23 protein-coding genes and 5 tRNA genes are annotated in these 24,659 nt (G+C 38.0%); 6 read left to right on the forward strand and 22 right to left on the reverse strand.

Annotation, left to right across the window (positions count from 1 at the left end; genetic code table 11):
• From ADIARSV_RS17960 to miaA, 6 genes are all read left to right on the forward strand, one after another.
• Positions 1–480: 2,3,4,5-tetrahydropyridine-2,6-dicarboxylate N-succinyltransferase (locus ADIARSV_RS17960; protein ID WP_040300602.1), on the forward strand; the 480-nt coding region annotated here is incomplete at its 5' end.
• Between the two features lie 263 nt (positions 481–743).
• Positions 744–1,871: a glycosyltransferase family 4 protein gene (locus ADIARSV_RS17965; protein WP_016197081.1), complete on the forward strand. Its 1,128-nt coding sequence runs from the start codon at positions 744–746 to the stop codon at positions 1,869–1,871.
• Positions 1,872–2,034: 163 nt separating this feature from the next.
• Complete coding sequence (locus ADIARSV_RS17970) at positions 2,035–2,598, forward strand: L-threonylcarbamoyladenylate synthase (protein ID WP_016197082.1); 564 nt, start codon at positions 2,035–2,037, stop codon at positions 2,596–2,598.
• Between the two features lie 122 nt (positions 2,599–2,720).
• The gene (locus ADIARSV_RS17975; protein ID WP_016197083.1) at positions 2,721–4,133 is read left to right on the forward strand and encodes a CCA tRNA nucleotidyltransferase; all 1,413 of its coding nucleotides are present in this window, start codon (positions 2,721–2,723) and stop codon (positions 4,131–4,133) included.
• 77 nt (positions 4,134–4,210) lie between these two features.
• Positions 4,211–4,858 (forward strand): IS1096 element passenger TnpR family protein, encoded by a 648-nt coding sequence (locus ADIARSV_RS17980; RefSeq protein WP_016197084.1) that lies wholly within the window; start codon positions 4,211–4,213, stop codon positions 4,856–4,858.
• A gap of 23 nt (positions 4,859–4,881) precedes the next feature.
• The gene (gene miaA, locus ADIARSV_RS17985) at positions 4,882–5,790 is read left to right on the forward strand and encodes a tRNA (adenosine(37)-N6)-dimethylallyltransferase MiaA (RefSeq protein ID WP_016197085.1); all 909 of its coding nucleotides are present in this window, start codon (positions 4,882–4,884) and stop codon (positions 5,788–5,790) included.
• A 255-nt stretch (positions 5,791–6,045) separates the two neighbouring features.
• Here miaA and ADIARSV_RS17990 read toward each other — a convergent pair whose 3' ends face one another.
• The 22 genes from ADIARSV_RS17990 to ADIARSV_RS18090 form a co-directional block, all read right to left on the reverse strand.
• Complete coding sequence (locus tag ADIARSV_RS17990; RefSeq protein ID WP_016197086.1) at positions 6,046–6,357, reverse strand: DUF3467 domain-containing protein; 312 nt, start codon at positions 6,355–6,357, stop codon at positions 6,046–6,048.
• 62 nt (positions 6,358–6,419) lie between these two features.
• Entirely contained in the window at positions 6,420–10,703 is a 4,284-nt protein-coding gene (rpoC, locus tag ADIARSV_RS17995) for a DNA-directed RNA polymerase subunit beta' (RefSeq protein ID WP_016197087.1), read from the reverse strand.
• Between the two features lie 28 nt (positions 10,704–10,731).
• Positions 10,732–14,538 (reverse strand): DNA-directed RNA polymerase subunit beta, encoded by a 3,807-nt coding sequence (gene rpoB, locus ADIARSV_RS18000; protein WP_016197088.1) that lies wholly within the window; start codon positions 14,536–14,538, stop codon positions 10,732–10,734.
• A gap of 148 nt (positions 14,539–14,686) precedes the next feature.
• On the reverse strand, positions 14,687–15,061 hold the full coding sequence (rplL, locus tag ADIARSV_RS18005) for a 50S ribosomal protein L7/L12 (protein WP_016197089.1): 375 nt from the start codon (positions 15,059–15,061) through the stop codon (positions 14,687–14,689).
• A gap of 56 nt (positions 15,062–15,117) precedes the next feature.
• Positions 15,118–15,636, reverse strand: coding sequence for a 50S ribosomal protein L10 (rplJ, locus tag ADIARSV_RS18010; RefSeq protein WP_016197090.1), 519 nt, complete (start codon positions 15,634–15,636; stop codon positions 15,118–15,120).
• A 2-nt stretch (positions 15,637–15,638) separates the two neighbouring features.
• The gene (gene rplA, locus ADIARSV_RS18015; protein WP_016197091.1) at positions 15,639–16,337 is read right to left on the reverse strand and encodes a 50S ribosomal protein L1; all 699 of its coding nucleotides are present in this window, start codon (positions 16,335–16,337) and stop codon (positions 15,639–15,641) included.
• A 20-nt stretch (positions 16,338–16,357) separates the two neighbouring features.
• The gene (rplK, locus tag ADIARSV_RS18020) at positions 16,358–16,798 is read right to left on the reverse strand and encodes a 50S ribosomal protein L11 (RefSeq protein WP_016197092.1); all 441 of its coding nucleotides are present in this window, start codon (positions 16,796–16,798) and stop codon (positions 16,358–16,360) included.
• Positions 16,799–16,866: 68 nt separating this feature from the next.
• Positions 16,867–17,412, reverse strand: coding sequence for a transcription termination/antitermination protein NusG (gene nusG, locus ADIARSV_RS18025; protein WP_040300607.1), 546 nt, complete (start codon positions 17,410–17,412; stop codon positions 16,867–16,869).
• Positions 17,413–17,423: 11 nt separating this feature from the next.
• Complete coding sequence (secE, locus tag ADIARSV_RS18030) at positions 17,424–17,624, reverse strand: preprotein translocase subunit SecE (protein ID WP_016197094.1); 201 nt, start codon at positions 17,622–17,624, stop codon at positions 17,424–17,426.
• A 16-nt stretch (positions 17,625–17,640) separates the two neighbouring features.
• A tRNA-Trp gene (locus ADIARSV_RS18035) sits at positions 17,641–17,711 on the reverse strand.
• 115 nt (positions 17,712–17,826) lie between these two features.
• A complete protein-coding gene (gene tuf, locus ADIARSV_RS18040) occupies positions 17,827–19,014 on the reverse strand; it encodes an elongation factor Tu (protein ID WP_016197095.1) in 1,188 nt (395 codons plus the stop codon).
• Between the two features lie 62 nt (positions 19,015–19,076).
• Positions 19,077–19,148: transfer RNA gene (locus ADIARSV_RS18045), tRNA-Thr, on the reverse strand.
• Between the two features lie 92 nt (positions 19,149–19,240).
• Positions 19,241–19,316 (reverse strand) — tRNA-Gly (locus ADIARSV_RS18050).
• A gap of 83 nt (positions 19,317–19,399) precedes the next feature.
• A tRNA-Tyr gene (locus ADIARSV_RS18055) sits at positions 19,400–19,483 on the reverse strand.
• A 32-nt stretch (positions 19,484–19,515) separates the two neighbouring features.
• Positions 19,516–19,591: transfer RNA gene (locus ADIARSV_RS18060), tRNA-Thr, on the reverse strand.
• Between the two features lie 249 nt (positions 19,592–19,840).
• On the reverse strand, positions 19,841–20,188 hold the full coding sequence (gene hpf, locus ADIARSV_RS18065; RefSeq protein WP_016197096.1) for a ribosome hibernation-promoting factor, HPF/YfiA family: 348 nt from the start codon (positions 20,186–20,188) through the stop codon (positions 19,841–19,843).
• Positions 20,189–20,201: 13 nt separating this feature from the next.
• Positions 20,202–21,080, reverse strand: coding sequence for a tyrosine-type recombinase/integrase (locus tag ADIARSV_RS18070; protein WP_040300605.1), 879 nt, complete (start codon positions 21,078–21,080; stop codon positions 20,202–20,204).
• Positions 21,081–21,151: 71 nt separating this feature from the next.
• On the reverse strand, positions 21,152–21,343 hold the full coding sequence (rpsU, locus tag ADIARSV_RS18075) for a 30S ribosomal protein S21 (RefSeq protein ID WP_016197098.1): 192 nt from the start codon (positions 21,341–21,343) through the stop codon (positions 21,152–21,154).
• 487 nt (positions 21,344–21,830) lie between these two features.
• Positions 21,831–21,992: a hypothetical protein gene (locus tag ADIARSV_RS21975; RefSeq protein WP_016197100.1), complete on the reverse strand. Its 162-nt coding sequence runs from the start codon at positions 21,990–21,992 to the stop codon at positions 21,831–21,833.
• 16 nt (positions 21,993–22,008) lie between these two features.
• Complete coding sequence (locus ADIARSV_RS18080) at positions 22,009–22,815, reverse strand: sterol desaturase family protein (RefSeq protein ID WP_016197101.1); 807 nt, start codon at positions 22,813–22,815, stop codon at positions 22,009–22,011.
• 1 nt (position 22,816) lies between these two features.
• Complete coding sequence (locus ADIARSV_RS18085; protein WP_016197102.1) at positions 22,817–23,137, reverse strand: hypothetical protein; 321 nt, start codon at positions 23,135–23,137, stop codon at positions 22,817–22,819.
• The gene (locus ADIARSV_RS18090; protein ID WP_040300606.1) at positions 23,137–24,573 is read right to left on the reverse strand and encodes a dihydrolipoyl dehydrogenase family protein; all 1,437 of its coding nucleotides are present in this window, start codon (positions 24,571–24,573) and stop codon (positions 23,137–23,139) included. Before ADIARSV_RS18090 ends, ADIARSV_RS18085 begins: the two co-directional genes overlap by 1 nt.
• Positions 24,574–24,659 lie beyond the last annotated feature (86 nt).

Below are 24,659 nucleotides of genomic sequence, written 5' to 3' on the forward strand. Positions count from 1 at the left end.
CTTATGCCTTCGTATGTCAATATAGGTGCATTTGTTGACGAAGGTACCATGGTAGACACTTGGGCTACGGTTGGCTCATGTGCGCAAATTGGAAAACATGTTCATCTAAGTGGTGGTGTGGGCATTGGTGGCGTATTAGAACCTGTACAGGCAGCACCGGTAATTATTGAAGATAATTGTTTCATTGGATCCCGCGCTATTGTGGTTGAAGGTGTTCGGGTTGAAGAAGAGGCTGTATTAGGAGCCAACGTAGTGCTTACTGCTTCTACAAAGATCTTTGATGTATCAGGTAGTTCACGAGTGGAATATAAAGGAATTATTCCCGCCCGTTCAGTTGTTATTCCTGGAACTTATGCGAAGCAATTTCCTGCTGGAGAATTTCATGTTCCCTGCGCACTGATTATTGGAAAACGGAAAGAATCCACTGATAAAAAAACCTCGCTAAACAATGCTTTAAGAGAAAATAACGTAGCAGTATAACCTGTTTCAAAAACCTGCATGAACTTATTTTAGGTTTATGCAGGTTAAAAACATGCAGCGGTTAACTGTTTTATACCTATAACAGCCGTTAATTAGTGATAATTTTATATAAAGGCATCTAATCGTACGGCAATCAGATCAAAAATGACCTGCTGAATCCCAGGAAGACATGAAGATCTTTTTAATGTCTGAATGATAATATGGAGATTGTTTCACAATACTTTTATCTGATAACAAACAATAAAACTATTTAATAAAGCATAATGAGAATTGGTTTTGATGGAAAGAGAGCGGCAAATAATCTCACTGGACTAGGAAATTACAGTCGATCTTTAATTGTGCAATTAGCGAAACTATTCCCAGATAACCAATATTTTGTTTATGCACCTAAACAAAAAAAATCGAAACAGATTGATACTTTTCTTAATACCGATGGAATTGAATTAAAACTCCCGAATAAAAATTCATTATCCTTGATCTGGAGAAGCTTTGGAATAAAAAGTCAACTTAAAAAAGACAACATAGTACTTTACCATGGGTTGAGTAATGAAATTCCTTTTGGCATCCAATCTACTGGAATCAAAAGCATTGTAAGTATTCATGACCTAATTTTTTTACGCTATCCTAATTATTATAAGGCCATAGATCGGTTCATCTATAATTTCAAGACAAGGTATGCCGCAAAAAATTGCGACTGTATTGTTGCAATAAGTCAAAAAACGAAACAAGATCTAATTGAATTTTACAACATAAAGGAAGAAAAGATAAAGGTCATTTATCAAAGTTGTGATGAAGCGTTTAAGCAAAACCAATCACAGGAATTTAAAGATTCAATCAAAGCAAAATATACATTACCCGATAAATATGTATTGAATGTAGGCACGATAGAACCCAGGAAAAACTTATTGTTGCTTATTAATGCACTAAAAGATATCGATCCTACTTGCAAGCTGGTCGTGGTAGGTAGAAATCAACCTTATGCGGATCAGGTAAGAGCTCAAATAAAATCATTAAACCTATCAGATCGGGTAATTTTCCTGAAGGATCTCCCTTTCATTGATCTTCCGGCTATTTATCAAATGGCTAGTGTGTTTGTTTATCCCTCATTTTATGAGGGCTTTGGAATCCCTGTGATAGAAGCTTTATATTCAGGCATCCCTGTAGTTGCGGCTAAAGGATCCTGTTTGGAAGAGGCCGGCGGACCTGAAAGTGTCTATATTGATCCAAATGACAGTTCGGCATTGGCAAAAGCACTAAATGGTATTTTGAGTGATTCCATTCTTCAAAATAAAATGAAGATTGCAGGACTAAAGTATGTACAAAAGTTTGATAGCGATTTGCTTGCACAGCAAATGATAGCATGCTATTATGCCCAACTTAATAAAAAATGACACTCCATCATTTAAGAGGCAATTTATTATAAAACAAGCTAATAATCAGAAAACATCATTTGGCCAAATTTATTATCTTATCTTGCAGGAATTTCTATAAATGAGTACTATGAATATAAAAGCCATTGATACTCCATTATCGAATAACTAACTGCTATAATTAATGAATGCTGAAATAACAAAGGCACTTGAAGTACTTAAATCCGGGGGACTTATCCTTTATCCTACCGACACCATTTGGGGTATTGGTTGTGATGCAACAAACGTAGAGGCTGTTGAACGCATTTATAAGCTTAAAGGCCGTGATTCCAGCAAAAGCCTGGTTATACTTCTCGATTCAGACAACAAACTACTTTCCTATGTATCGGAAGTTCCTGATATTGCATACGATTTAATTGAATATGCAGAAAACCCACTTACTATAATTTATTCCAATGCCAAGAATTTGGCATCTAATGTTATTCATGAAGATGGAAGTATAGGAATCAGAATCTCTAATCATAATTTCTGCAAACAGCTAATTCAAAAATTTAAAAAACCAATTGTTTCTACTTCAGCTAATCTGAGTGGAGAGCCCTCACCTGAAAATTTTTCACAGATTTCAGAAACTATTATAGAGGGTGTCGATTATGTTGTGGATCTGGAACAAGCTGATATGTCGAAGAAAAAGTCTTCTACTATCATGAAAATTGAGCCAGATGGCCGCTTTTCATTTATCAGGAAGTAGACAAAACCTGAACCAATTACTGGAATTTCAAATTAGACAGTTCAAAATAATCAAAATACATTAATTTTGCATTCCCCAATCGTATTCTTTAAATAAGAAGTAGGATTAGGGAAACGTGTTTTATGAAGCAACACCTTAAAAATCCTTTATTTAGAAAACTCAATAAACTAGCTGACGAGAGAGGTGTAGAAACGTATGTTATTGGCGGATTTGTAAGAGATATTTTCCTAAAAAGGCCATCTAAAGATATTGACATACTGATTATCGGAAATGGAATTGAGTTTGCAGAAGCAGCTGCCACTGTACTCAAAACCAATGTATCCGTATTTAAAAATTTCGGCACAGCCATGCTTCGCTTTAAAGACCATGAAGTTGAGTTTGTTGGTGCACGTAAAGAATCATACCGAACAGATTCAAGAAAACCTATAGTTGAAAATGGCACTCTTGAAGATGATCAGTTCAGGCGTGATTTCACTATTAATGCGCTGGCTATCTCTCTGAACACATCAAATTTCGGAGCATTAGTAGATCCTTTCCATGGTATTGATGATCTGAAAGAAAAAATCATACGTACACCTTTAAATCCAACAGCGACATTTTCTGATGATCCATTGCGAATGATGAGGGCTATACGCTTTGCATCACAATTAAATTTTACTATAGAAGAGAAAGCCTTCGAAGCCATTAAGTCATTTAAAGAGCGAATATCCATTGTTTCTACCGAGCGTATTATGGATGAGCTCAATAAAATTATTTTATCTCCAAAACCATCCATCGGTTTTAATTACCTATTTGATACCGGTCTGCTTCATCTCATCTTCCCTCAGATAACGGAATTATATGGTGTTGAACTTATTAATAGCAAGGGACATAAAGATAATTTTTACCATACATTAGAAGTTTTAGACAACATTGCCGAAACAAGCAATGATTTATGGTTACGTTGGGCGGCGATATTGCATGATATAGCAAAGCCTGCTACTAAACGCTTTGACCCTGATCATGGATGGACATTCCATGGCCATGAAGATCGTGGGGCACGTATGGTTCCTAAAATATTTACTCAGCTCAAGCTTCCATTGAATGAAAAAATGAAGTTTGTTCAAAAATTAGTACAATTACACCTCAGACCAATCGTTATTGCACAAGATGTAGTTACTGATTCAGCTGTAAGGCGTTTACTTTTTGATGCAGGTGAAGATATTGAGGCTTTAATGTTACTCTGCCATGCCGACGTTACAACTAAGAATGAGTATAAAAAGAAAAAATATAGAAATAACTTTGAGCTGGTTAAGCAAAAGTTAAAAGATGTAGAGGAACGGGATCAAATAAGAAACTGGCAACCACCTGTATCTGGCCTTGATATTATGGAAACATTCGGAATTAAGGCTGGACGTGAAGTAGGTATTATTAAAAATCAAATCAGAGAAGCAATTCTTGAGGGTGAAATCAAAAATTCTCGCGAAGAAGCAATGTCTTACATGATTGATAAAGGTAAAGAACTGGGCCTCTTTCAAAAGAATACTATTATTTAAAATAATTTCAAACAATCCGAAATAGGGGGCGTTAATGATACGCAATTTTTTATTTCGCATAAAACATAAAACTTGTCATGGCTATTTACCGATTCAAGGTTACTTTTGAAGATTACGACGACGTAGTGCGGGATATCGATATTAAGTCAACCCAAACATTTGAGGATTTACATCTTGCGATACATAAAAGTACTGGGTATAATCCGGAGATGGCTTCCTCTTTTTTCGTCTGTAACGATTACTGGATCAAAAGTGATGAAATTGCATACCTCCCCTCTCAAAGAAAAATTGATAGAGGTGTTGCGCTCATGGCAAACACTAAATTGAGCCGCTTTATTGATGATCCACACCAAAAATTTTACTATACTTTTAATTTTGAACGTCCCTATGACTTTCATGTAGAACTAGTCAAAATTCTTGAAGAGGAAAGCGGTAAGCAATACCCCTTTCTTTCCAGAAGTATTGGTGAAGCTCCAAAAATGCCGGGTACAATACCTGTTCCTCCAACAACTACAGAAGAGGATGAGGGATTTGATTTCCTTAATGAAACTGAATACGGCTATAGTGAGGAAGAAACGGATGACATGGATACGGTTGATTCTGTAGAAGAATTAAATGGTGGTACTTCTGAAGATGATGAAGATGAATTTGCAGATGGTTTTTCTGATAACGACAGTTCCGATTCCGACGAATATGACAATAACAAGAATAAAGACGACTACTAAAAGCACTTTTCTTACAAAAATATATGGGTTCTCATAACGCGCTAATTGTTATAGCCGGACCTACTGCTATTGGTAAAACTGAACTTGCCATTAAGGTTGCTTTGAATTATGACACTGAAATTATATCGGCAGATTCAAGGCAATTTTACAAAGAAATGAGCATTGGGACAGCTAAGCCAAATCAAACCGAATTAGGAACAGTGAAACATCACTTTATAGATTCCATTTCCATAGAGGAGTCTTACTCAGCAGGCCGTTTTGAAAATGAAACCCTACATCAACTGAATGAAATCTACAAGAAAAAGAATACAGCTGTTTTAGTTGGAGGATCAGGTTTATTTATTAAGGCTGTTTGTGAGGGTTTTGATGAGTTTCCTGATGTCGATCCACTAGTAAGAGATTTCTTAAATAAGGAATATGCCGATAAAGGAATTCAAACTCTCCAGGATCAATTGTTGGAACTTGATCCTTCCTATGCCAAAGAAGTTGATTTAAATAACCCTCAACGCCTTATAAGAGCTTTGGAAGTTTGCATGTCCACAGGACAACCTTTCTCCCTATATAGGTCAAATTCTATAAAACTAAACCGGCCCTTTAGTTCAATCAAAATAGGGTTAAATATGGATAGACCATTGCTTTATGAAAGGATCAACAAAAGAGTGGACATGATGATTCAAGCTGGATTAGTAGATGAAGTGGATAAATTAAAACCATTCAGACATCTCAATGCCTTAAATACAGTAGGTTACGCTGAAATATTTGACTATTTGGATGGTTCTTCTAGCTTGGAGCAAGCAATAGATAAAATTAAGCAGAATACCAGAAGGTTTGCTAAACGTCAACTTACCTGGTTCAGGAAAGATCCAGATATAACTTGGTTTCATCCAGAAGATTACAGGGGTATAATCTCCCATATTAGTCAACAAAAATAAGAACTACCGATTTTGAGATTTAAACAAGCCAAAAATTTATATCTAATTCACCAAAAAAGATCTTCAAAAAGGCACCTTACCGTAGGATATCCATCTTGAAAGTCATTCTCTTTCATCCTGTAACCAATGCTGAGCATATTATGATTTTGCAATTAATGGTTAACCATTGAAACGGCTACTTTGACATAAGCTATGTTATCCTTATCAAATAACAATATGCTAACATAGGAGGTTTTTAAATCGCCACAGCTTAAATTAAGCTTGTGCTGTTGGACCTCCAAAAGTAAGCGGCACACCATTATCCTTTTGTATCTTTATTCTTCCATTCTGTTCTTCAAACTTTTGAATATTATCTTCAAGCGCACTGAGGAGTCTTTTTGCATGCTCGGGTGTTAATATAATCCTCGATTTAACTCTTGCCTTTGGCACTCCTGGCATTACTCTGATAAAATCCAATACGAATTCAGTGTTGGAATGAGTAATTATAGCAAGATTTGAATAAATTCCTTCTGCAATTTCTTCTGATAATTCAATATTTAACTGATTATCTGTATTCTGTTCTTCCATAATGTAAAAATAAAAAAGTCCCCCTAAATTAGGGGGACTTTACGAATAATATTTGATTTAATTTAAACCGCTTCTTCTAGTTTAGACGCCAATAATTTATCATACTCTTCCTGAGAACCAACTATGATACGTTCATAGCTACGTAAACCAGTACCTGAAGGAATCAGGTGACCTACAATTACATTCTCTTTAAGACCTAACAAATTATCACGTTTTCCACTGATCGCTGCTTCATTCAGAACCTTAGTAGTTTCCTGGAAAGAAGCTGCTGAAATAAATGACTTCGTACCTAATGACGCACGGGTAATTCCCTGAAGAACCGGACTGGATGTTGCTGCGATAGCATCGCGCGCTTCAACCAATTGCAGATCCTTACGTTTAAGAACAGAATTCTCATCCCTTAACTTACGGACAGAAATAATCTGACCAGCTTTAAAGTTTGGAGAATCACCTGCCTCGGTAACTACCTTCTTGTCATAGATATCATCATTTTCAATCATAAAGTCCCAACGATCAACCGCATCCTTTTCAAGGAAACGAGTATCACCTGGATCTTCAATCTGAACTTTCTGCATCATCTGGTGAACAATAACTTCAAAATGCTTGTCATTTATCTTCACACCCTGCAGACGGTAAACTTCCTGAATACCATTTACCAGGTATTCCTGAACCGCAGCCGGACCTTTAATTGATAAAATATCAGCAGGAGAAATTGAACCATCAGATAATGGCATTCCAGCTTTAACGAAGTCATTATCCTGTACAAGGATGTGTTTAGATAGAGGCACAAGATATTTCTTAAGCTGACCATCTTTAGATTCAATAGAAATCTCACGATTACCACGTTTCACACCACCCAAAGTTACCACTCCATCAATTTCAGTTACAACGGCAGGATTTGATGGGTTACGAGCTTCAAACAGTTCCGTTACACGTGGAAGACCACCCGTAATATCCCTTGTTTTACCAGTTGAACGAGGTATCTTAGCAATTACCTCTCCCATTGTAATCTTAGCACCTTCATCAACCGAGATATGAGCTCCTACCGGAATGTTATATCCCTTAACAATCTGAGCCTGACCATCAGCAATTTGAATTACCGGATTCTTTGTCTTATCACGAGTATCAATGATTACTTTTTCTCTGTGACCAGTCTGCTCATCAGACTCTTCACGGAAAGTAACGCCTTCAATTACCGCTTCAAAAGCAACTCTACCAGTAAATTCAGAGATGATAACCGCATTGTATGGATCCCAGCTACAAATTCTGTCGCCTTTTACCAACTGTTGTCCTTCTTTAACATACAAGTAAGAACCGTAAGGAATGTTATTTGTCATAATCATTCTTCCTGTTCCAGCTTCTATGATACGGAACTCACCTGAACGTCCAAGAACTACTTCTACCGGACCTTCTTCAGTTACGTAAGGAACTGTTCTGATATTTTCAAATTCAATAATACCTTCAAACTTTGCGTTGATCTGAGATTCAGCAGCAATATTCGATGCAGTACCCCCAACGTGGAACGTACGAAGTGTTAACTGTGTTCCCGGTTCACCAATGGACTGTGCAGCAATAACACCGACAGCTTCACCAGCCTGAACACGTTTACCAGATGCAAGGTTACGACCATAACATAGCGCACAAACACCTCTTTTATTCTCGCAAGTAAGAACGGAACGAATTTCGATACCTTCAAGTGATGAATTTTCAATATTGTGACCAATGTCTTCAGTAATATCCTGATTTGCATAAACCAAAAGTCCACCAGTGATAGGATCATAAACATCATGTAATGATGTTCTACCTAAAATCCGGTCGTATAATGGTTCAACAATATCTTCATTATCCTTTAGCGCAGTGGTATAAGTACCTCTTAAAGTACCGCAATCAGTTTCACTCACGATCATGTCCTGAGCAACGTCATGCAAACGACGAGTTAAATAACCCGCATCCGCTGTTTTCAAAGCTGTATCTGCAAGTCCTTTACGTGCACCGTGAGTAGAGATAAAGTATTCCAATACCGTTAGTCCTTCTTTAAAGTTAGACAGAATTGGATTTTCAATAATTTCACCTCCTGAACCTGATTTCTGAGGCTTAGCCATCAGACCACGCATTCCGCAAAGCTGACGAATCTGCTCCTTTGAACCACGTGCTCCTGAGTCAAGCATCATATATACCGAGTTGAAACCTTGATTATCGCTAGACAAAATATCCATCACATTCGCTGTTAAACGATTGTTGATACGAGTCCAGATATCAATAATCTGATTATAACGCTCGTTATTGGTAATGAAACCCATGTTATAGTTACTCATTACCTCTTCAACTTCCTTAGTAGCCTGAGCAATCAATGTAACCTTAGCCTCCGGAATATTTAAATCCTGAAGATTAAAGGAAAGACCACCATGGAACGCCATCCGGAAACCTAATTCCTTAATATCATCAAGGAATTGAGCGGCACGTGCCATACCAGTAGCTTTAACTACCTCACCAATAATATCACGAAGTGATTTCTTAGTTAAAAGTTCGTTGATATAACCCACTTCTTCCGGTACCATTTCATTAAATAGTACACGACCTACAGTAGTATCGATGATTTTGCTGACAATAGTACCGTCTTTCTCTTTCTCTTTTGCCTTTACCTTAATAAATGCATGAAGATCGATCTTCCTTTCATTGTAAGCAATGATCACTTCTTCAGCAGAATAGAAAGTCTGACCTTGTCCCTTAATGATATGTCCTTCTTCAGTCTTACGGCCTTTAGTAATATAATAAAGACCCAAAACCATATCCTGAGAAGGTACAGTAATAGGAGTACCATTAGCAGGATTCAGAATATTATGAGACGCAAGCATCAAAATCTGAGCTTCCAATACGGCAGCGTGACCCAAAGGTAAATGAACAGCCATCTGGTCACCGTCAAAATCCGCATTAAAGGCAGTACATACAAGAGGGTGCAACTGGATCGCTTTACCTTCAATCAGTTTTGGCTGAAAAGATTGGATACCTAAACGGTGAAGCGTAGGTGCACGGTTAAGCAATACCGGATGTCCTTTTAGTACGTTTTCTAGAATATCCCAAACGATAGGATCCTTACGGTCAACGATTTTCTTAGCAGACTTCACTGTTTTAACCACACCTCTTTCTATCATCTTACGAATGATAAACGGTTTGAACAATTCAGCAGCCATATCCTTAGGCAAACCACACTCATGAAGTTTCAAGCTCGGTCCAACAACAATTACCGAACGAGCTGAATAATCCACACGTTTACCTAATAGATTCTGACGGAAACGACCTTGTTTACCTTTCAGAATATCTGAAAGAGACTTAAGGGCACGATTCCCTTCAGTTTTAACCGCATTTACTTTACGTGAATTATCGAATAAAGAGTCAACAGCTTCCTGTAACATACGTTTTTCATTACGTAAAATTACTTCCGGAGCCTTAATCTCGATCAAACGTTTCAAACGATTGTTACGGATAATTACACGACGGTATAAATCATTTAAATCCGAAGTAGCAAAACGGCCACCTTCCAGAGGAACTAAAGGACGTAACTCAGGAGGTATAACAGGAACGATCTTAACGATCATCCATTCAGGACGATTTTCAATGTTTTTACGCGCACCCCTAAAAGATTCTACAACATGAAGACGTTTAAGTGCTTCATTTTTACGTTGCTGAGAAGTTTCGTTAGCAGCCTGGTGACGAAGATCATATGATTGCTGATCAAGGTCAAGACGTTTTAATAATTCTTCAAGAGCTTCCGCTCCCATCTTGGCAAGAAACTTTTGAGGATCTTTATCATCAAGATATTGATTTTCTTTAGGAAGCGTATCCAGAATATCTAAATATTCTTCTTCAGTAAGAAAATCCATTTTGTTGATACCATCAGCCTCTTTAATACCGGGCTGAATAACAACATAACGCTCGTAATAAATGATAAGATCAAGTTTCTTAGTAGGTAAGCCTAGTAAGTAACCAATTTTATTAGGTAAAGAACGGAAGTACCAGATATGCGCTACGGGAACAACAAGATTGATGTGTCCCATACGCTCACGACGTACTTTTTTCTCTGTTACCTCAACACCGCAACGATCACAAACGATACCCTTATAACGGATTCGTTTGTATTTACCGCAATGACATTCGTAATCCTTTACAGGACCGAATATACGCTCACAAAATAAACCATCACGTTCCGGTTTGTAAGTACGATAATTAATCGTTTCAGGCTTTAAAACTTCACCGCTTGAACGCTCCAGAATTGATTCTGGAGAGGCCAAGCTTATCGTAATCGATGTGAAATTACTCTTTATTTTATTATCCTTTTTATAAGACATATCTCTTTATAAAGTTAAACCTTTGTAACTAATCTAACGTGATATCTAAGCCCAGACCTCTTAATTCATGAACCAATACGTTGAATGATTCCGGAACTGAAGGAGTTGGAAGGGTTTCCCCCTTAACAATCGCTTCATAAGTCTTAGCACGTCCTACCACGTCATCCGATTTAACGGTCAATATTTCCTGAAGAATATTAGCTGCTCCAAATGCTTCAAGTGCCCAAACTTCCATTTCACCAAAACGCTGACCCCCAAATTGAGCTTTACCACCCAATGGTTGTTGTGTAATCAATGAATATGGTCCTATTGAACGAGCATGCATTTTATCATCAACCATGTGACCAAGTTTCAACATATAGATAATACCTACAGTTGTTGGCTGATCGAAACGGTCGCCGGTTAAGCCATTGTATAAATAGGTACGGCCTGAAGGTGGAACCCCGGCTTTAGCAACCCATTCTTCTACTTCTTCATGTGAAGCACCATCAAAGATCGGTGTAGCAAACTTTAATCCAAGTTCTTTACCTGCCCAGCCTAATACAGTTTCGTAAATCTGTCCAAGGTTCATACGGGAAGGTACACCCAGTGGGTTAAGCACGATATCTACAGGTGTTCCGTCTTCAAGGAATGGCATATCTTCATCGCGAACGATTCTTGCCACAATACCCTTGTTTCCGTGACGACCAGCCATCTTATCACCAACCTTAAGCTTACGCTTTTTGGCAATATAAACCTTAGCCATCTGAACAATACCTGAAGGTAACTCATCACCAACACTGATTGCAAACTTGTCTCTCTTGTAACCACCAAGTTCTTCGTTAAGCTTGATGTTATAGTTATGCAGTAAAGATTTAATCAAGTCGTTTTTGTCATCATCAGTAGTCCATTTTGTAGGATTGATGTTGGCATATTCCAACTCAGTAAGTATTTTCTGCGTAAACTTAGCACCCTTAGGCACAAGAAGCTCCTTGTAAACATTAAACACTCCTTGCGAAGTCTTACCATTTACGATAGTGAACAACTTTTCAATCAGACTTTCTTTCAGACTCTTGGATGCTCTGTTATGAGAAGCATCTAGTTTTTCCAATTGTGCCTTTTCTTCAGCCTTAGAAGTTTTCTTCGCACGTGAGAACAGCTTAGTGTCAATAACCACACCCCTTATAGAAGGAGGAGTCTTCAACGAAGCATCTTTCACATCACCTGCTTTATCACCAAAGATAGCTCTTAATAGTTTTTCTTCAGGAGAAGGATCAGATTCACCTTTCGGAGTAATCTTACCAATCAAAATATCACCTTCTTTTACTTCAGCCCCAACGCGAATGATGCCATTCTCATCAAGATCCTTAGTAGCTTCTTCAGAAACATTAGGAATATCAGGAGTCAATTCTTCTTCACCACGTTTCGTATCACGAACTTCAAGTTCGAATTCTTCAATGTGTAATGAAGTGAAGATATCCTGGGATACTACACGCTCAGAGATTACAATAGCATCCTCAAAGTTGAAACCCTGCCAAGGCATAAATGCCACTTTAAGATTTCTACCCAATGCTAATTCACCATTTTGTGTAGCGTATCCTTCACAAAGAACCTCACCCTTTTCAACCCGTTGTCCTTTTTTAACAATAGGCTTCAAGTTGATACAAGTGCTCTGATTCGTTTTCTTAAATTTAATTAAGTTATATGATTTTGACTCGCCGTCGAAAGAAACCAATATATCATCATCATTACGATCATAAATAATACGGATTTCATTTGCATCAACATAATCAACCACACCACTGCCTTCCGCATTAATCAAGGTACGTGAATCACGTGCCACACGACCTTCAAGACCTGTACCAACTACAGGAGCTTCCGGACGCAATAATGGAACAGCCTGACGTTGCATATTCGAACCCATTAAGGCACGGTTAGCATCATCATGCTCAAGGAAAGGAATCAATGACGCTGCGATTGAAGTAATCTGATTCGGAGCAATGTCAATTAAATCAAGTCTCTCCGGTTCAATAACCGGGAAGTCACCTTCAAATCTGGCTTTAACCTTAGGAGTTGCAAAAACACCGTGTTCATCATAATGGGCATTCGCCTGAGCAATGGTTTTTCCATCCTCATCTTCAGCAGAAAGATAAATAACAGGTTCTTCAACTACCACACGCCCTTTATCTACCTTAAGATAAGGAGTTTCGATAAATCCAAGATTGTTTATTTTCGCATGTACAGCAAGAGAAGAGATCAATCCAATATTCGGACCTTCCGGAGTCTCAATTGTACAAAGACGACCATAATGCGTATAGTGAACGTCACGAACTTCGAAACCAGCACGTTCTCTGGAAAGACCACCAGGGCCTAACGCCGAAAGACGGCGTTTATGTGTAATCTCAGCAAGTGGATTGGTTTGATCCATAAACTGGGATAACTGGTTGGTACCAAAGAAAGAGTTGATCACCGATGACAACGTACGTGCATTGATCAAATCCGTTGGTGTAAACACTTCGTTATCACGAATGTTCATACGTTCACGAATTGTTCTTGCCATACGAGCCAAACCAACACCAAATTGAGCATATAATTGCTCACCTACCGTACGTACACGACGATTAGATAAATGGTCAATATCATCCACTTCAGCCTTAGAGTTGATCAGTTTGATCAGATATTTAACAATTGCAATAATATCATCCTTAGTAAGGACCTTAGTTTCTTCAGAAGTACTAAGCTTTAACTTACGGTTGATACGGTAACGACCTACATCTCCTAAATCATAACGTTTGTCTGAGAAGAACAAGCGGTCGATAATTCCACGTGCAGTTTCTTCATCAGGTGGTTCTGCGTTACGTAACTGCCTGTAGATGTGTTCCACGGCCTCTTTTTCGGAGTTAGAAGTATCCTTTTGAAGCGTGTTGTATATAATCGAATAATCTGCGTTATTAGAAGCATCTTCCTTTGTCAGGATAATACTTTTAACACCTGCATCAATGATCATATCGATATGATCTTCAGAAAGTACAGTTTCACGCTCCAGGATGATTTCGTTACGGTCGATAGAAACTACCTCACCTGTATCTTCATCCACAAAGTCTTCTACCCACTTCTTCAGAACCCTTGCTGCAAGCCTACGACCTACATATTTCTTTAATCCTGATTTACTGACCTTAACCTCATCAGCAAGTTCAAATAACTCAAGAATATCTTTATCCGAATCATAACCAATTGCACGAAGCAAGGTTGTAACCGGAAACTTTTTCTTACGGTCAATGTAAGCATACATGACGTTATTTACGTCAGTTGCGAACTCAATCCATGATCCCTTAAATGGAATCACACGGGCTGAATACAATTTACTACCGTTAGTATGACGGCTTTGTCCAAAGAACACTCCTGGTGACCTGTGCAATTGAGATACAATCACACGTTCAGCTCCATTGATAACAAATGTTCCTTTAGGAGTCATATATGGGATAGTTCCCAAATAAACGTCCTGAACAATTGTTTCAAAGTCCTCATGCTCTTCATCATTACATGACAAACGCAATTTTGCTTTTAATGGAACACTGTGAGTTAAACCACGTTCAATACATTCCTGAATGGAATACCGGGGTGGATCTACAAAATAATCAAGAAACTCTAAAACGAAGATGTTTCTTGAATCAGAAATCGGGAAGTTTTCAGCAAAAACCTTAAACAATCCTTCCTGATGGCGGTTGTCAGAGGTTGTTTCGAGCTGAAAAAACTCCCTGAAAGATTTCAGTTGCACATCCAGAAAATCGGGATAGTCGATCACGTGTTTGCTGGTCGCAAAGTTTATTCTTTCGCTTTGATTTTTGGTTGCCAATGGATTACGATTTTAGTTTATCAAAACTGTGACTTATCGGGCATCTTGTTATCCATGTCGTAAGTCAAACAACTATGGGTACAATACAAACAACAATAGACCCCGGTGAAAACCGGAGTCTAAAGTATAAATTTATTGAGTCAAGAAATTACTTAACTTCAACTACAGCTCCTGCGTCTTCTAATTGTTTCTTCAGGGTTTCAGCTTCTTCTTTAGATACGCCGGTTTTTACTTCTTTCGGAGCACCGTCAACTAAATCTTTTGCTTCTTTTAGTCCAAGACCAGTAAGGTCTTTTACCAATTTAACAACTGCTAATTTAGCACCACCTGCTTCTTTAAGGATCACGTCAAACGTAGTTTTTTCCTCAACAGCAGCAGGTCCATCATGAGAGGGAGCAGCAGCGGCTACTGCAGCAGCAGCAGGTTCGATACCATATTCATCTTTTAAGATCTGAGCTAGCTCGTTAACTTCTTTTACAGTCAAGTTTACTAATTGCTCAGCAAACGCTTTTAAATCTGCCATTGTATTTAAATTTTAATATATTTCTTTTAAATTGTAAGAGCTTACAGGTGCCTTACTTAACCTCTTTCTTGTAATGTTTTAACTAAGCCTGCAAGTTTCGCACCGCCAGATAATAATCCAGAAATAACGTTCTTAGCAGGAGATTGTAACAATCCAATAACGTCTCCAACAAGTTCTTCCTTAGATTTAAGGGTAACTAGTGCTTCTAACTGGTTGTCACCAATAAATATAGCGCTATCAATATAAGCACCTTTTAAAAGTGGTTTCTCACCAGTTTTTCTAAGTTCCTTGATCAATTTCGCAGGAGCGTTGGCTACTGTTGAAAATGATATGCTCGAGGCACCTTTTAACACTGCACTGAACTCTGTAGGATCTACACCGGCTGCTTCAATAGCTTTAAGGATTAACGTATTTTTTGCTACCTGAATTGTGATTCCGTTTTCAAAAAACTTACGTCTGATCTTATTTACCTTTGCAACTGAAAGATTAGCAGTATCGGTGATGTAGAAATTACCGTATTCTTTAATCTGTTCGGTAAGGGCTTGAACAATTTCTTGTTTCTCTTCTTTTCTCATGATTAGATTCCCCCTACTGATTTAGTTTCAACTTTTATTCCAGGTGACATAGTAGAAGAGATATGAACACTCCTAAAATATGTTCCCTTTGATGCTGACGGTTTTAATTTACTTAATGTTTGAAGAACCTCCAACGCATTTTCGTAAATTTTATCAGCACTAAAAGATGCTTTTCCAATTGACGTATGGATAATTCCAGTCTTGTCAACCTTGAAGTCAATTTTACCTGCTTTAACATCTGTTACTGCTTTTCCTACATCTGTAGTTACAGTACCAGACTTTGGATTTGGCATCAGGTTACGTGGACCTAATATACGTCCAAGTCTACCTACTTTTGCCATCACACTAGGCATGGTGATAATGATATCCACATCTGTCCATCCCCCCTCTATTTTGGCGATATACTCATCCAGTCCTACAAAATCTGCTCCTGCAGCTTTAGCTTCTTCTTCCTTATCAGGAGTTACTAAAGCTAAAACACGAACAGTCTTGCCTGTACCATGAGGTAGAGTCGCAATACCACGTACCATTTGATTTGCTTTACGAGGATCAACGCCCAAACGAACATCGATATCTACGGAAGCATCAAATTTGGCAGTCGTGATTTCTTTAACCAATGCCGCAGCATCAACTAAAGAATATGACTTCCCAACCTCAATTTTGGAGAGTGCCATTTTTTGATTTTTTGATAATCTAGCCACTTCTTAACTGATTTAATTAATTAACTGTTCCAGGGTGCATTACCAGAAATGGTAATTCCCATACTACGTGCTGTACCTGCTACCATTTTCATAGCAGACTCTACAGTAAAGGCATTTAAGTCCGGCATTTTATCAGTAGCAATTGTTGTTACCTGATCCCAGGAAATAGCAGCAACCTTCTTACGATTGGATTCTGCCGATCCACTTTTCAGACCTGCAGCTTCCAATAATTGGACTGCTACCGGTGGGGTTTTAATGATAAAATCAAAAGACTTATCAGCATAGACTGTAATTACAACCGGTAATATTTTACCTGGCTTATCTTGGGTTCTAGAATTGAACTGCTTGCAAAACTCCATGATATTCACACCCTTTGCACCCAATGCGGGACCTACGGGAGGTGAAGGATTTGCAGCGTTACCCTTGATTTGTAACTTTACTAAGGCACTGACCTCTTTCATTTTTGTTTATTTATTTATTACTTCAATGTTAATAGTTGGAAGCTGTAACATTTAAGCCCTTATAAAATTTATTCTTTTTCTACCTGCATGTAGTTAAGTTCGAGTGGAGTACGGCGTCCGAAGATTTTAACCATCACCTTCAACTTTTTCTTCTCTTCATTAACTTCTTCAATCACACCAGTAAAACCATTAAAAGGACCATCCATTACTTTGACATTTTCGCCAACATAATAAGGGACATTCATAGTTTCACTCTGCTGGCTCATTTCGTCTACCTTACCTAGTATCCGATTCACCTCTGCAGGACGCATTGGAACTGCTGCGCCACCCTTACCTTCGCCAAGGAAGCCTATAACGCTGGTAATATTTTTAATAACATGCTCTAATTCCGCATCCAAAACAGCTTCAATCAAAACATAACCAGGATAGTAATTGCGTTCTTTCGCGATTTTTTTACCTTCCTTCATCTGGTAGTATTTCTCCATCGGGATCAATACCTGCGGCAACAAATGTGCCATACCCAAACGATTTATCTCTGCTTCAAGATATTGCTTTACTTTCTTTTCTTTACCACTAACCGCACGGACAACATACCATTTAAGCTGATCACTCATAATTGCATTCATTATTTAGTTTCAACTGAATGGTAGAATAATTTCAATAAGTTACCTACAGATTCATCCATCGCCAATACTAATAGGGCAATGATTACTGAAGCAACCAAAACTATTACAGCAGAATTTTGCAATTCAGCCCAAGTTGGCCATGACACTCTATGTGTCATTTCCTCATATGAATCTTTAAGAAACAAAACTACGTTAGACATATTTGCAAACTTTAAGCACGGGAACAAGGATTCGAACCCTGATCAAAGGTTTTGGAGACCTCTATTCTACCGTTGAACTATTCCCGTAAATTAAATTCTCCTTCGAGATGAATAATAAACCTTTATTAGAACAAAATACTCAGAAAAATTCTGAGTATTTTGTAATTTATTGTATCTGAATAAGCCCTAAAGCTTTATCTGACTATTTAATAATTTCAGTTACCTGACCAGCACCTACTGTTCTACCACCTTCACGGATTGCAAAACGTAGACCTTTTTCCATTGCGATTGCATTGATCAACTCAACAGTAATCGTAACGTTATCACCTGGCATAACCATTTCAACACCTTCAGCTAAAGTAATTTCACCTGTAACATCTGTTGTGCGGAAATAGAATTGAGGACGGTATCTGTTGAAGAAAGGAGTGTGACGTCCACCTTCAGCCTTTGATAATACATAAACCTCAGCTTTGAAGTTTGTATGAGGAGTTACAGTACCTGGTTTGCAAATAACCATACCACGACGGATATCAGTTTTTTCAATACCACGTAACAATAAACCTACGTTATCACCAGCTTCACCTCTATCAAGGATCTTACGGAACATCTCAACACCTGTAACAGTTGATTTAAGGTTTTCAGCACCCATTCCAAGAATTTCAACGGGCTCACCTGAGTTGATAATACCACGTTCAATACGTCCTGTTGCAACAGTACCACGACCAGTAATCGAGAATACATCTTCAACCGGCATAAGGAAAGGAAGCTCAGTTAAACGTGGAGGAATAGGAATGTAGCTATCTACAGCATCCATTAATTCCAGAATTTTAGGAACCCATTTTGGATCACCATTTAAACCACCTAGAGCTGAACCTTGAATAACAGGAATATCATCACCTGGATAATCGTAGAACGATAATAGTTCACGAATTTCCATTTCTACTAATTCCAACAACTCAGGATCATCAACCATGTCCACCTTGTTCATGAAAACAACCAATGAAGGAACACCAACCTGGCGAGCCAAAAGGATGTGCTCACGAGTTTGTGGCATAGGACCATCAGTAGCAGCAACTACAATAATCGCACCGTCCATCTGAGCTGCCCCAGTAACCATGTTCTTAACGTAATCCGCGTGACCTGGACAGTCAACGTGTGCATAGTGACGTTTTGCTGTAGAATACTCAACGTGAGCAGTATTAATTGTGATACCTCTTTCTTTTTCTTCTGGAGCAGAGTCAATTGATTCAAATGAACGTGCTTCAGAAAACCCAGCATCAGCTAAAACCTTAGTGATAGCTGCAGTAAGAGTTGTTTTACCGTGGTCAACATGACCGATTGTACCGATATTTAAGTGTGGCTTACTGCGGTCAAATTTTTCTTTTGCCATTTTTTTATACTAATTAGTAGGTTAATTTTATTTTAATTGTATTTGATTATATACCTTAACCGAGCCAATGATGGGAATTGAACCCATGACCTCTTCCTTACCAAGGAAGTGCTCTACCGCTGAGCTACATCGGCTTATTCGTCATTCTACAGTTTGCATTCACCATACCCTGAAACACAAAACTGCAAACGGCAAACGGCAAACTGCCGACTGCTTACTGTTAAAATGGAGCGGAAGAAGAGGTTCGAACTCTCGACCTATAGCTTGGAAGGCTATCGCTCTACCAACTGAGCTACTTCCGCTTATTTTATTTCTTAAAACTTCCAGTCCCGGACTTTAAAGTTTCGAATCCATAAAGGAAACGTAACTTCAAAATCTAAGATTTTGGTGGGGGGAGAAGGATTCGAACCTTCGTAGCCGAAGCAATGGATTTACAGTCCATCCCATTTGACCGCTCTGGTATCCCCCCAGCCTGATTGTCGATCATTACAATCTCCAAACTGGAGCCTCCTATCGGGATCGAACCAATGACCTACTGATTACAAGTCAGTTGCTCTACCAGCTGAGCTAAGGAGGCAATTTTTACTCTTTATTTTCAAAACATTAACTCGATCGTTAATGGGCTGCAAAGATAAGAGATTTTTCTATATAAAAAATATTAATTTAAACTTTTAAAGAACAACCCTTTTCCTGTTCAAATTTCCACGTTAGAACCTCTCGGAAAGGGATTGCAAATCTACAAAAAATACGTACCCCACAAAATTTATTTTAAAAAAAACTGACAGTGGTTAAACTGCCAGTTTACGTTTAAATTTTACTTATTCTGTTACAAATCTTCCGTTGGAAGAACTTCAATTTCTGCCTTATGATTACTTAAATGAGGCTTCGTTTTAATCTTATGTTTATCAATTTGTCTTTTCAGCGATTCTATTGCCAGATCAGTTGCTTCTTCAAATGTCTTACATTGCTCTTTTGCAAACAGCTGACCACCAGGTAAAATAACTTTGATTTCAGTGATCTTATTTTCCTCGCTTACCGTATTCTCTAGCTTTAAATAAATTTCCCCACTTACTATCTGATCCGACATCTGATCTAATTTATCTGCCTTTTTCTGGATAAAAGCTAACAACTTTTTGTCAGCTGTGAAGTGGATTGACTGAACACTAATTTTCATTTTGCCTCCTTTTTTAAGCCTTTGGATGGGCTTGTTTATAAATTAATTTTAAACGCTCAACTGTATTATGGGTATATACTTCCGTTGAAGCCAAACTCGAATGGCCCAATAATTCTTTTATAGAATTCAAATCAGCTCCATTATTTAGCAAATTTGTCGCAAAAGAATGTCGTAATACATGTGGACTTTTTTTATCTCTGGTCGTTATATAAGCTAAATGCTTTTTTACGATCCGATAAATTAGACCTGAGTACGCTGCTTCACCCTTATCAGTTAAGATTAATACACTTAAATTACAATCGAAACCTTGCGTATGTTTTTCCCTAATGTACTGTTTTATTAATTCAATAAGCGATTTGTTCAATGGAACTAGCCTTTGTTTGTTTCTTTTCCCATTGATAAGCACGTTTTCCTCATATAGATTAATATCATTTTCATTTAAACTGAGCAGCTCAGACAAACGAATCCCTGTGCCAAATAATAGCTCAATGATCAGCTTATTCCTTAAGCCCTGAAAATCGTTGGAAAAATAGGTGTTGCTGTCAAGCAGAATATTCAGATCATCCTGTTCCAGGTAGTCTGGCAACCGCTTGGGCATTTTTAAAGTCTTGATCTGAAGTAATGGATTGTTTTCTATAAGTCCTTCCCTATTTAGAAACTTATAAAATGCGCGCAAAGAGGATAACTTCCGGTTTATGGTACGCGGACCACATAATTGGAGCAAAGTAACCAGCCATTCCCGTACATCCTGATAATTAACAGTGTCAAACTCAAGCTGTCGTACAGAAAGAAAAGCCTTAAACTGATTCAAGTCCTGTAAATAGGCCTCCGTGGTGTGCACGGAAAATCGCTTTTCGTATAGAATATAATTGCTGAATTTCTCTATAAACATCAAAAACTATTTGCGTATCACATGTTATGCAATATACAAATAGTTTTTAATGTATTAATTTATAACGAATTTTAAATTACCTCAAGGTTAAGATTTTGTTTGTATACGGCACGTTTAACGATAGTACGACGGGTTACAGACTTTTTCTCATAAGCCTGACGGCTGCGCAATTCTCTTAATACACCGGTCTTCTCGAATTTCTTCTTGAATCGTTTAAGGGCTTTATCTAATGACTCGCCGTCTTTTACGTTGATAATAATCATATGCTAATATACCTCCTTTCGTTTTTTTAAAGGATTGCAAAAATATGTAAAATAATGTGAATTAAATCATTGATTTGCTATTTATTACAAAATAGTTGAATGGAGTAAAATCCGCTGTGCTTATAGGATCATCCCAAGAATTTCTTCATCCGCTTTTTACAAGTGAATATTATATAGATATCAATTAAACCTTCTTTAACTGATATGGTTTAAGGAGTTACACCTGATCATTTACTACCGTTGATGGCATTTGTAATAAGTTTAGTATTGGTCCTCGTAATATTATGCTTTGCGCCAGACAAGTCCAATTTGCCAAAGAACTTTTCGTTTGGTCAATGATTTCATCCATCTGCTTCCTGGTTAACTTTATCACTGTCCAAGTTTCACTAAATGGCTGGTAGTAGGATTTCTGCCCTCACCCATGACCATTGTGCTTTGTTCTCCACTCGGGCCACTTGAAAAAGTAAGATCATACCCGGGGCTAATTTCAATTCGCCATCTTCATCCATATCCCTAAAATTGCCAGTTTAAATTTACGACCTGTATCATCACCAGTATACTGAACATTAAACCGTTTTATTTCCTGAAGCGCGATATGATAGGTCTGCACCATATCTTGTTTCGCCTTGATTTTAAAATCACACGACATGCATTACTGATTTAAACTAATTTGGTTTTTCTATTACCTGCTTTTTAAATGGCATACTCCATAAAGCCGTGGGCGTCATTAGTTTGGCGTCTCTATATGCCGGAACTCCGATAATGAGTTGTTGCTGTTTAGGTTTAGCGTTAAATGTACGATGTATCCTATCCCAAAATGAAAAGATAACCGAATAGTTACTATTGGTTTCGTCCTTATTTACTGAATGGTGAATACCGTGCATTCTTGGCGTAACAATCAGCTTATTCAATAGGTTATCCTTTTTAATGGGTATCTTAATATTACTATGGTGAAATTGGGTAGCCGCCTCGAAAAGCAGTTCATAATATAATACTTGTTTGGCAGATGCATTGGCGAGTAATACAAAAAGTCCACGAGAAAAAACAGAGCCAATCATCTCTCCAAAATGAAAGCGGAATGCCGTAGTGGTATCCAAGTCGAGATCTGTATGGTGCACCAAGTGAAACCGCCAAAGCAGTGGAATTTTATGATTGACCACATGCCAAAGGTAATTACCATAATCCAGGATTAAAAAAGTTATTACCCACCGAAGAATTGGCGGCAGGTTTAATTGACGCCCTACTTCATAATATTTATTATGAAAAGCCAGCTTAACCATCAAGGGTAAAAACAGCAAACGAAGCAAAACAAATGCAGGTATGGCAACTATTGCATTGGTGGGTATCCTTTTCTTTAGTGGCTGTGTAATTTTCCTGAGTTTGCGCTTTTGCTCGAGCACAAAAAGTACTACAAATAAAACACTCAATATCGGTGCTGCTCTTTTGTCGAATAACTTAGCAATTAAATCCATATCATTTTATCTTTGATCTCACTTTTCCGATAGCTGAATATACGCCATATATAATCATGATCGCTATAAAGACATATACCCATACCGGAATGTTTTTACCAACAAGGATGAGATACAAGTAAGCTGAAACGAAGAAGAAACCAGTCAACAATACAGGGAGAAATATTGATTTTTTATTTCTGATATTTTTCACCGTCCAATACAAGCAGGCGAAGAAAAAAGGAATGGCACCCAAATATATGGCGCCAAATATAAATGGGTTTACATTGTATTTCCCCCCGAGTGATAAAAACCAGTCTTTAAATGCTTGCCACCACTCCATTAGCTAAAAAATTGATATGCTTTGCGTAAAAATGCTTTGGCAATAGGTGTTAGGCCTTCAGACATTAGGTCGGTAATTAATCCCTGATTAATTCTGGATGCAACCGGGTAAGGGTAAATTTTATTAAAAATAGCTTTAATGGAAATATTTGATGAATTGGCAAGCACAAGTTCCTGAATAAGCTCTCCAGCATTTGGCGCAACCATAGTACCGCCCAATAGTCTTTGCTTCTTTAAAAACCCGGACTGACTTACAAATAACACTAATTTTCCGTAGCTGTAATCGTCCACCACCGCTCTATCATCTGCTGCAAAATCCTTTTCCAATCTTCGATAGGCAATGTTTTTTTCTTCTAATTTCGCCTCACTCAAACCAAAAGTGGCCAATTCTGGATCGGTAAAGGTTACCCAGGACATATGTTTGTTATCCAATTTCTTTTTTAAAGGAGAGAAGAGATTATTCAGGATGATCCTGGCATGAAACTCAGCGGCATGTGAGAACTGAAGATCTCCTGCAACATCGCCACAAACCAAAACGTTCTTGTTGGTTGTTCTTAAATAACTGTCCTTAATTATATGCTTTTTATCAAAATCGATATTTGCCTTGTCTAAATCAAGGGATTCCAGTGACAATTCACGACCAATTGCTACAAAAACAGCATCGAATTTCATGGTCTTTGTTTTGCCTGATTTTGATGTTATCACGGCTTCAGTGGCTGAGGTAAAACGTTCAACCTTAGAGGCTAGCGAAAACCTGATGCCCTCTTTCTGCAGTTGCTGCAACAAAATAAAAGTAACTGCAGGATCATCATGCTCCAATATTTCTTCTCCATGATTTACAATTGTGACCTGGCTTCCTAACCGGGATAGCGCCTGTGCTATTTCAATTCCTATTGGACCACCTCCAATGCACAAAATCTTTTCAGGCAAATTACCCAAGTGAAAAATGCTTTCATTGTCATAGTATTTAACCTTTTCTATTCCCTCAACCTTAAGTTTCCGAGGTTTGGATCCAGTGGCGATCACTATTCTTTTTGCCGAATACAATTGACTGTCCACCTTAATTTTATTTTTCCCTGTAAAAGAAGCATTGCCTAAGGCGACAGTAATTCCTTGTTCTCGCAACCACTCGGCACTTTCATGCGTTCTAATTAAAGTTTGCTTTGCCTGGATATAATCAATAACTTTTTCAATATCTGCTTTCCCGTTTACTTCTAATCCAAATTGGGTGGCATCCCTAGCCTGTTTAATAATTTTTGCTACATGTATCAGTGCCTTACTAGGTACACAGCCATCGTTTAGGCAATCTCCACCGATATCCAGATCAGACTTGGAAACCATGAGGACTTTGAACCCCGCCTGGTTCATAAACAGACCAACACTTAATCCCCCGGAACCAGCACCAATCACAATTATATCAAATTCATTTTTTTTCATTATTCAGGGCTTGTTATATGCTGGTAAGTTGGCTTGTGAATCATTTAATTTCATAAAGGCTAAAGTTTGTGTTTCTGAATAAGCTT

Source organism: Arcticibacter svalbardensis MN12-7 (genome assembly GCF_000403135.1).
GTDB lineage: Bacteria > Bacteroidota > Bacteroidia > Sphingobacteriales > Sphingobacteriaceae > Arcticibacter > Arcticibacter svalbardensis.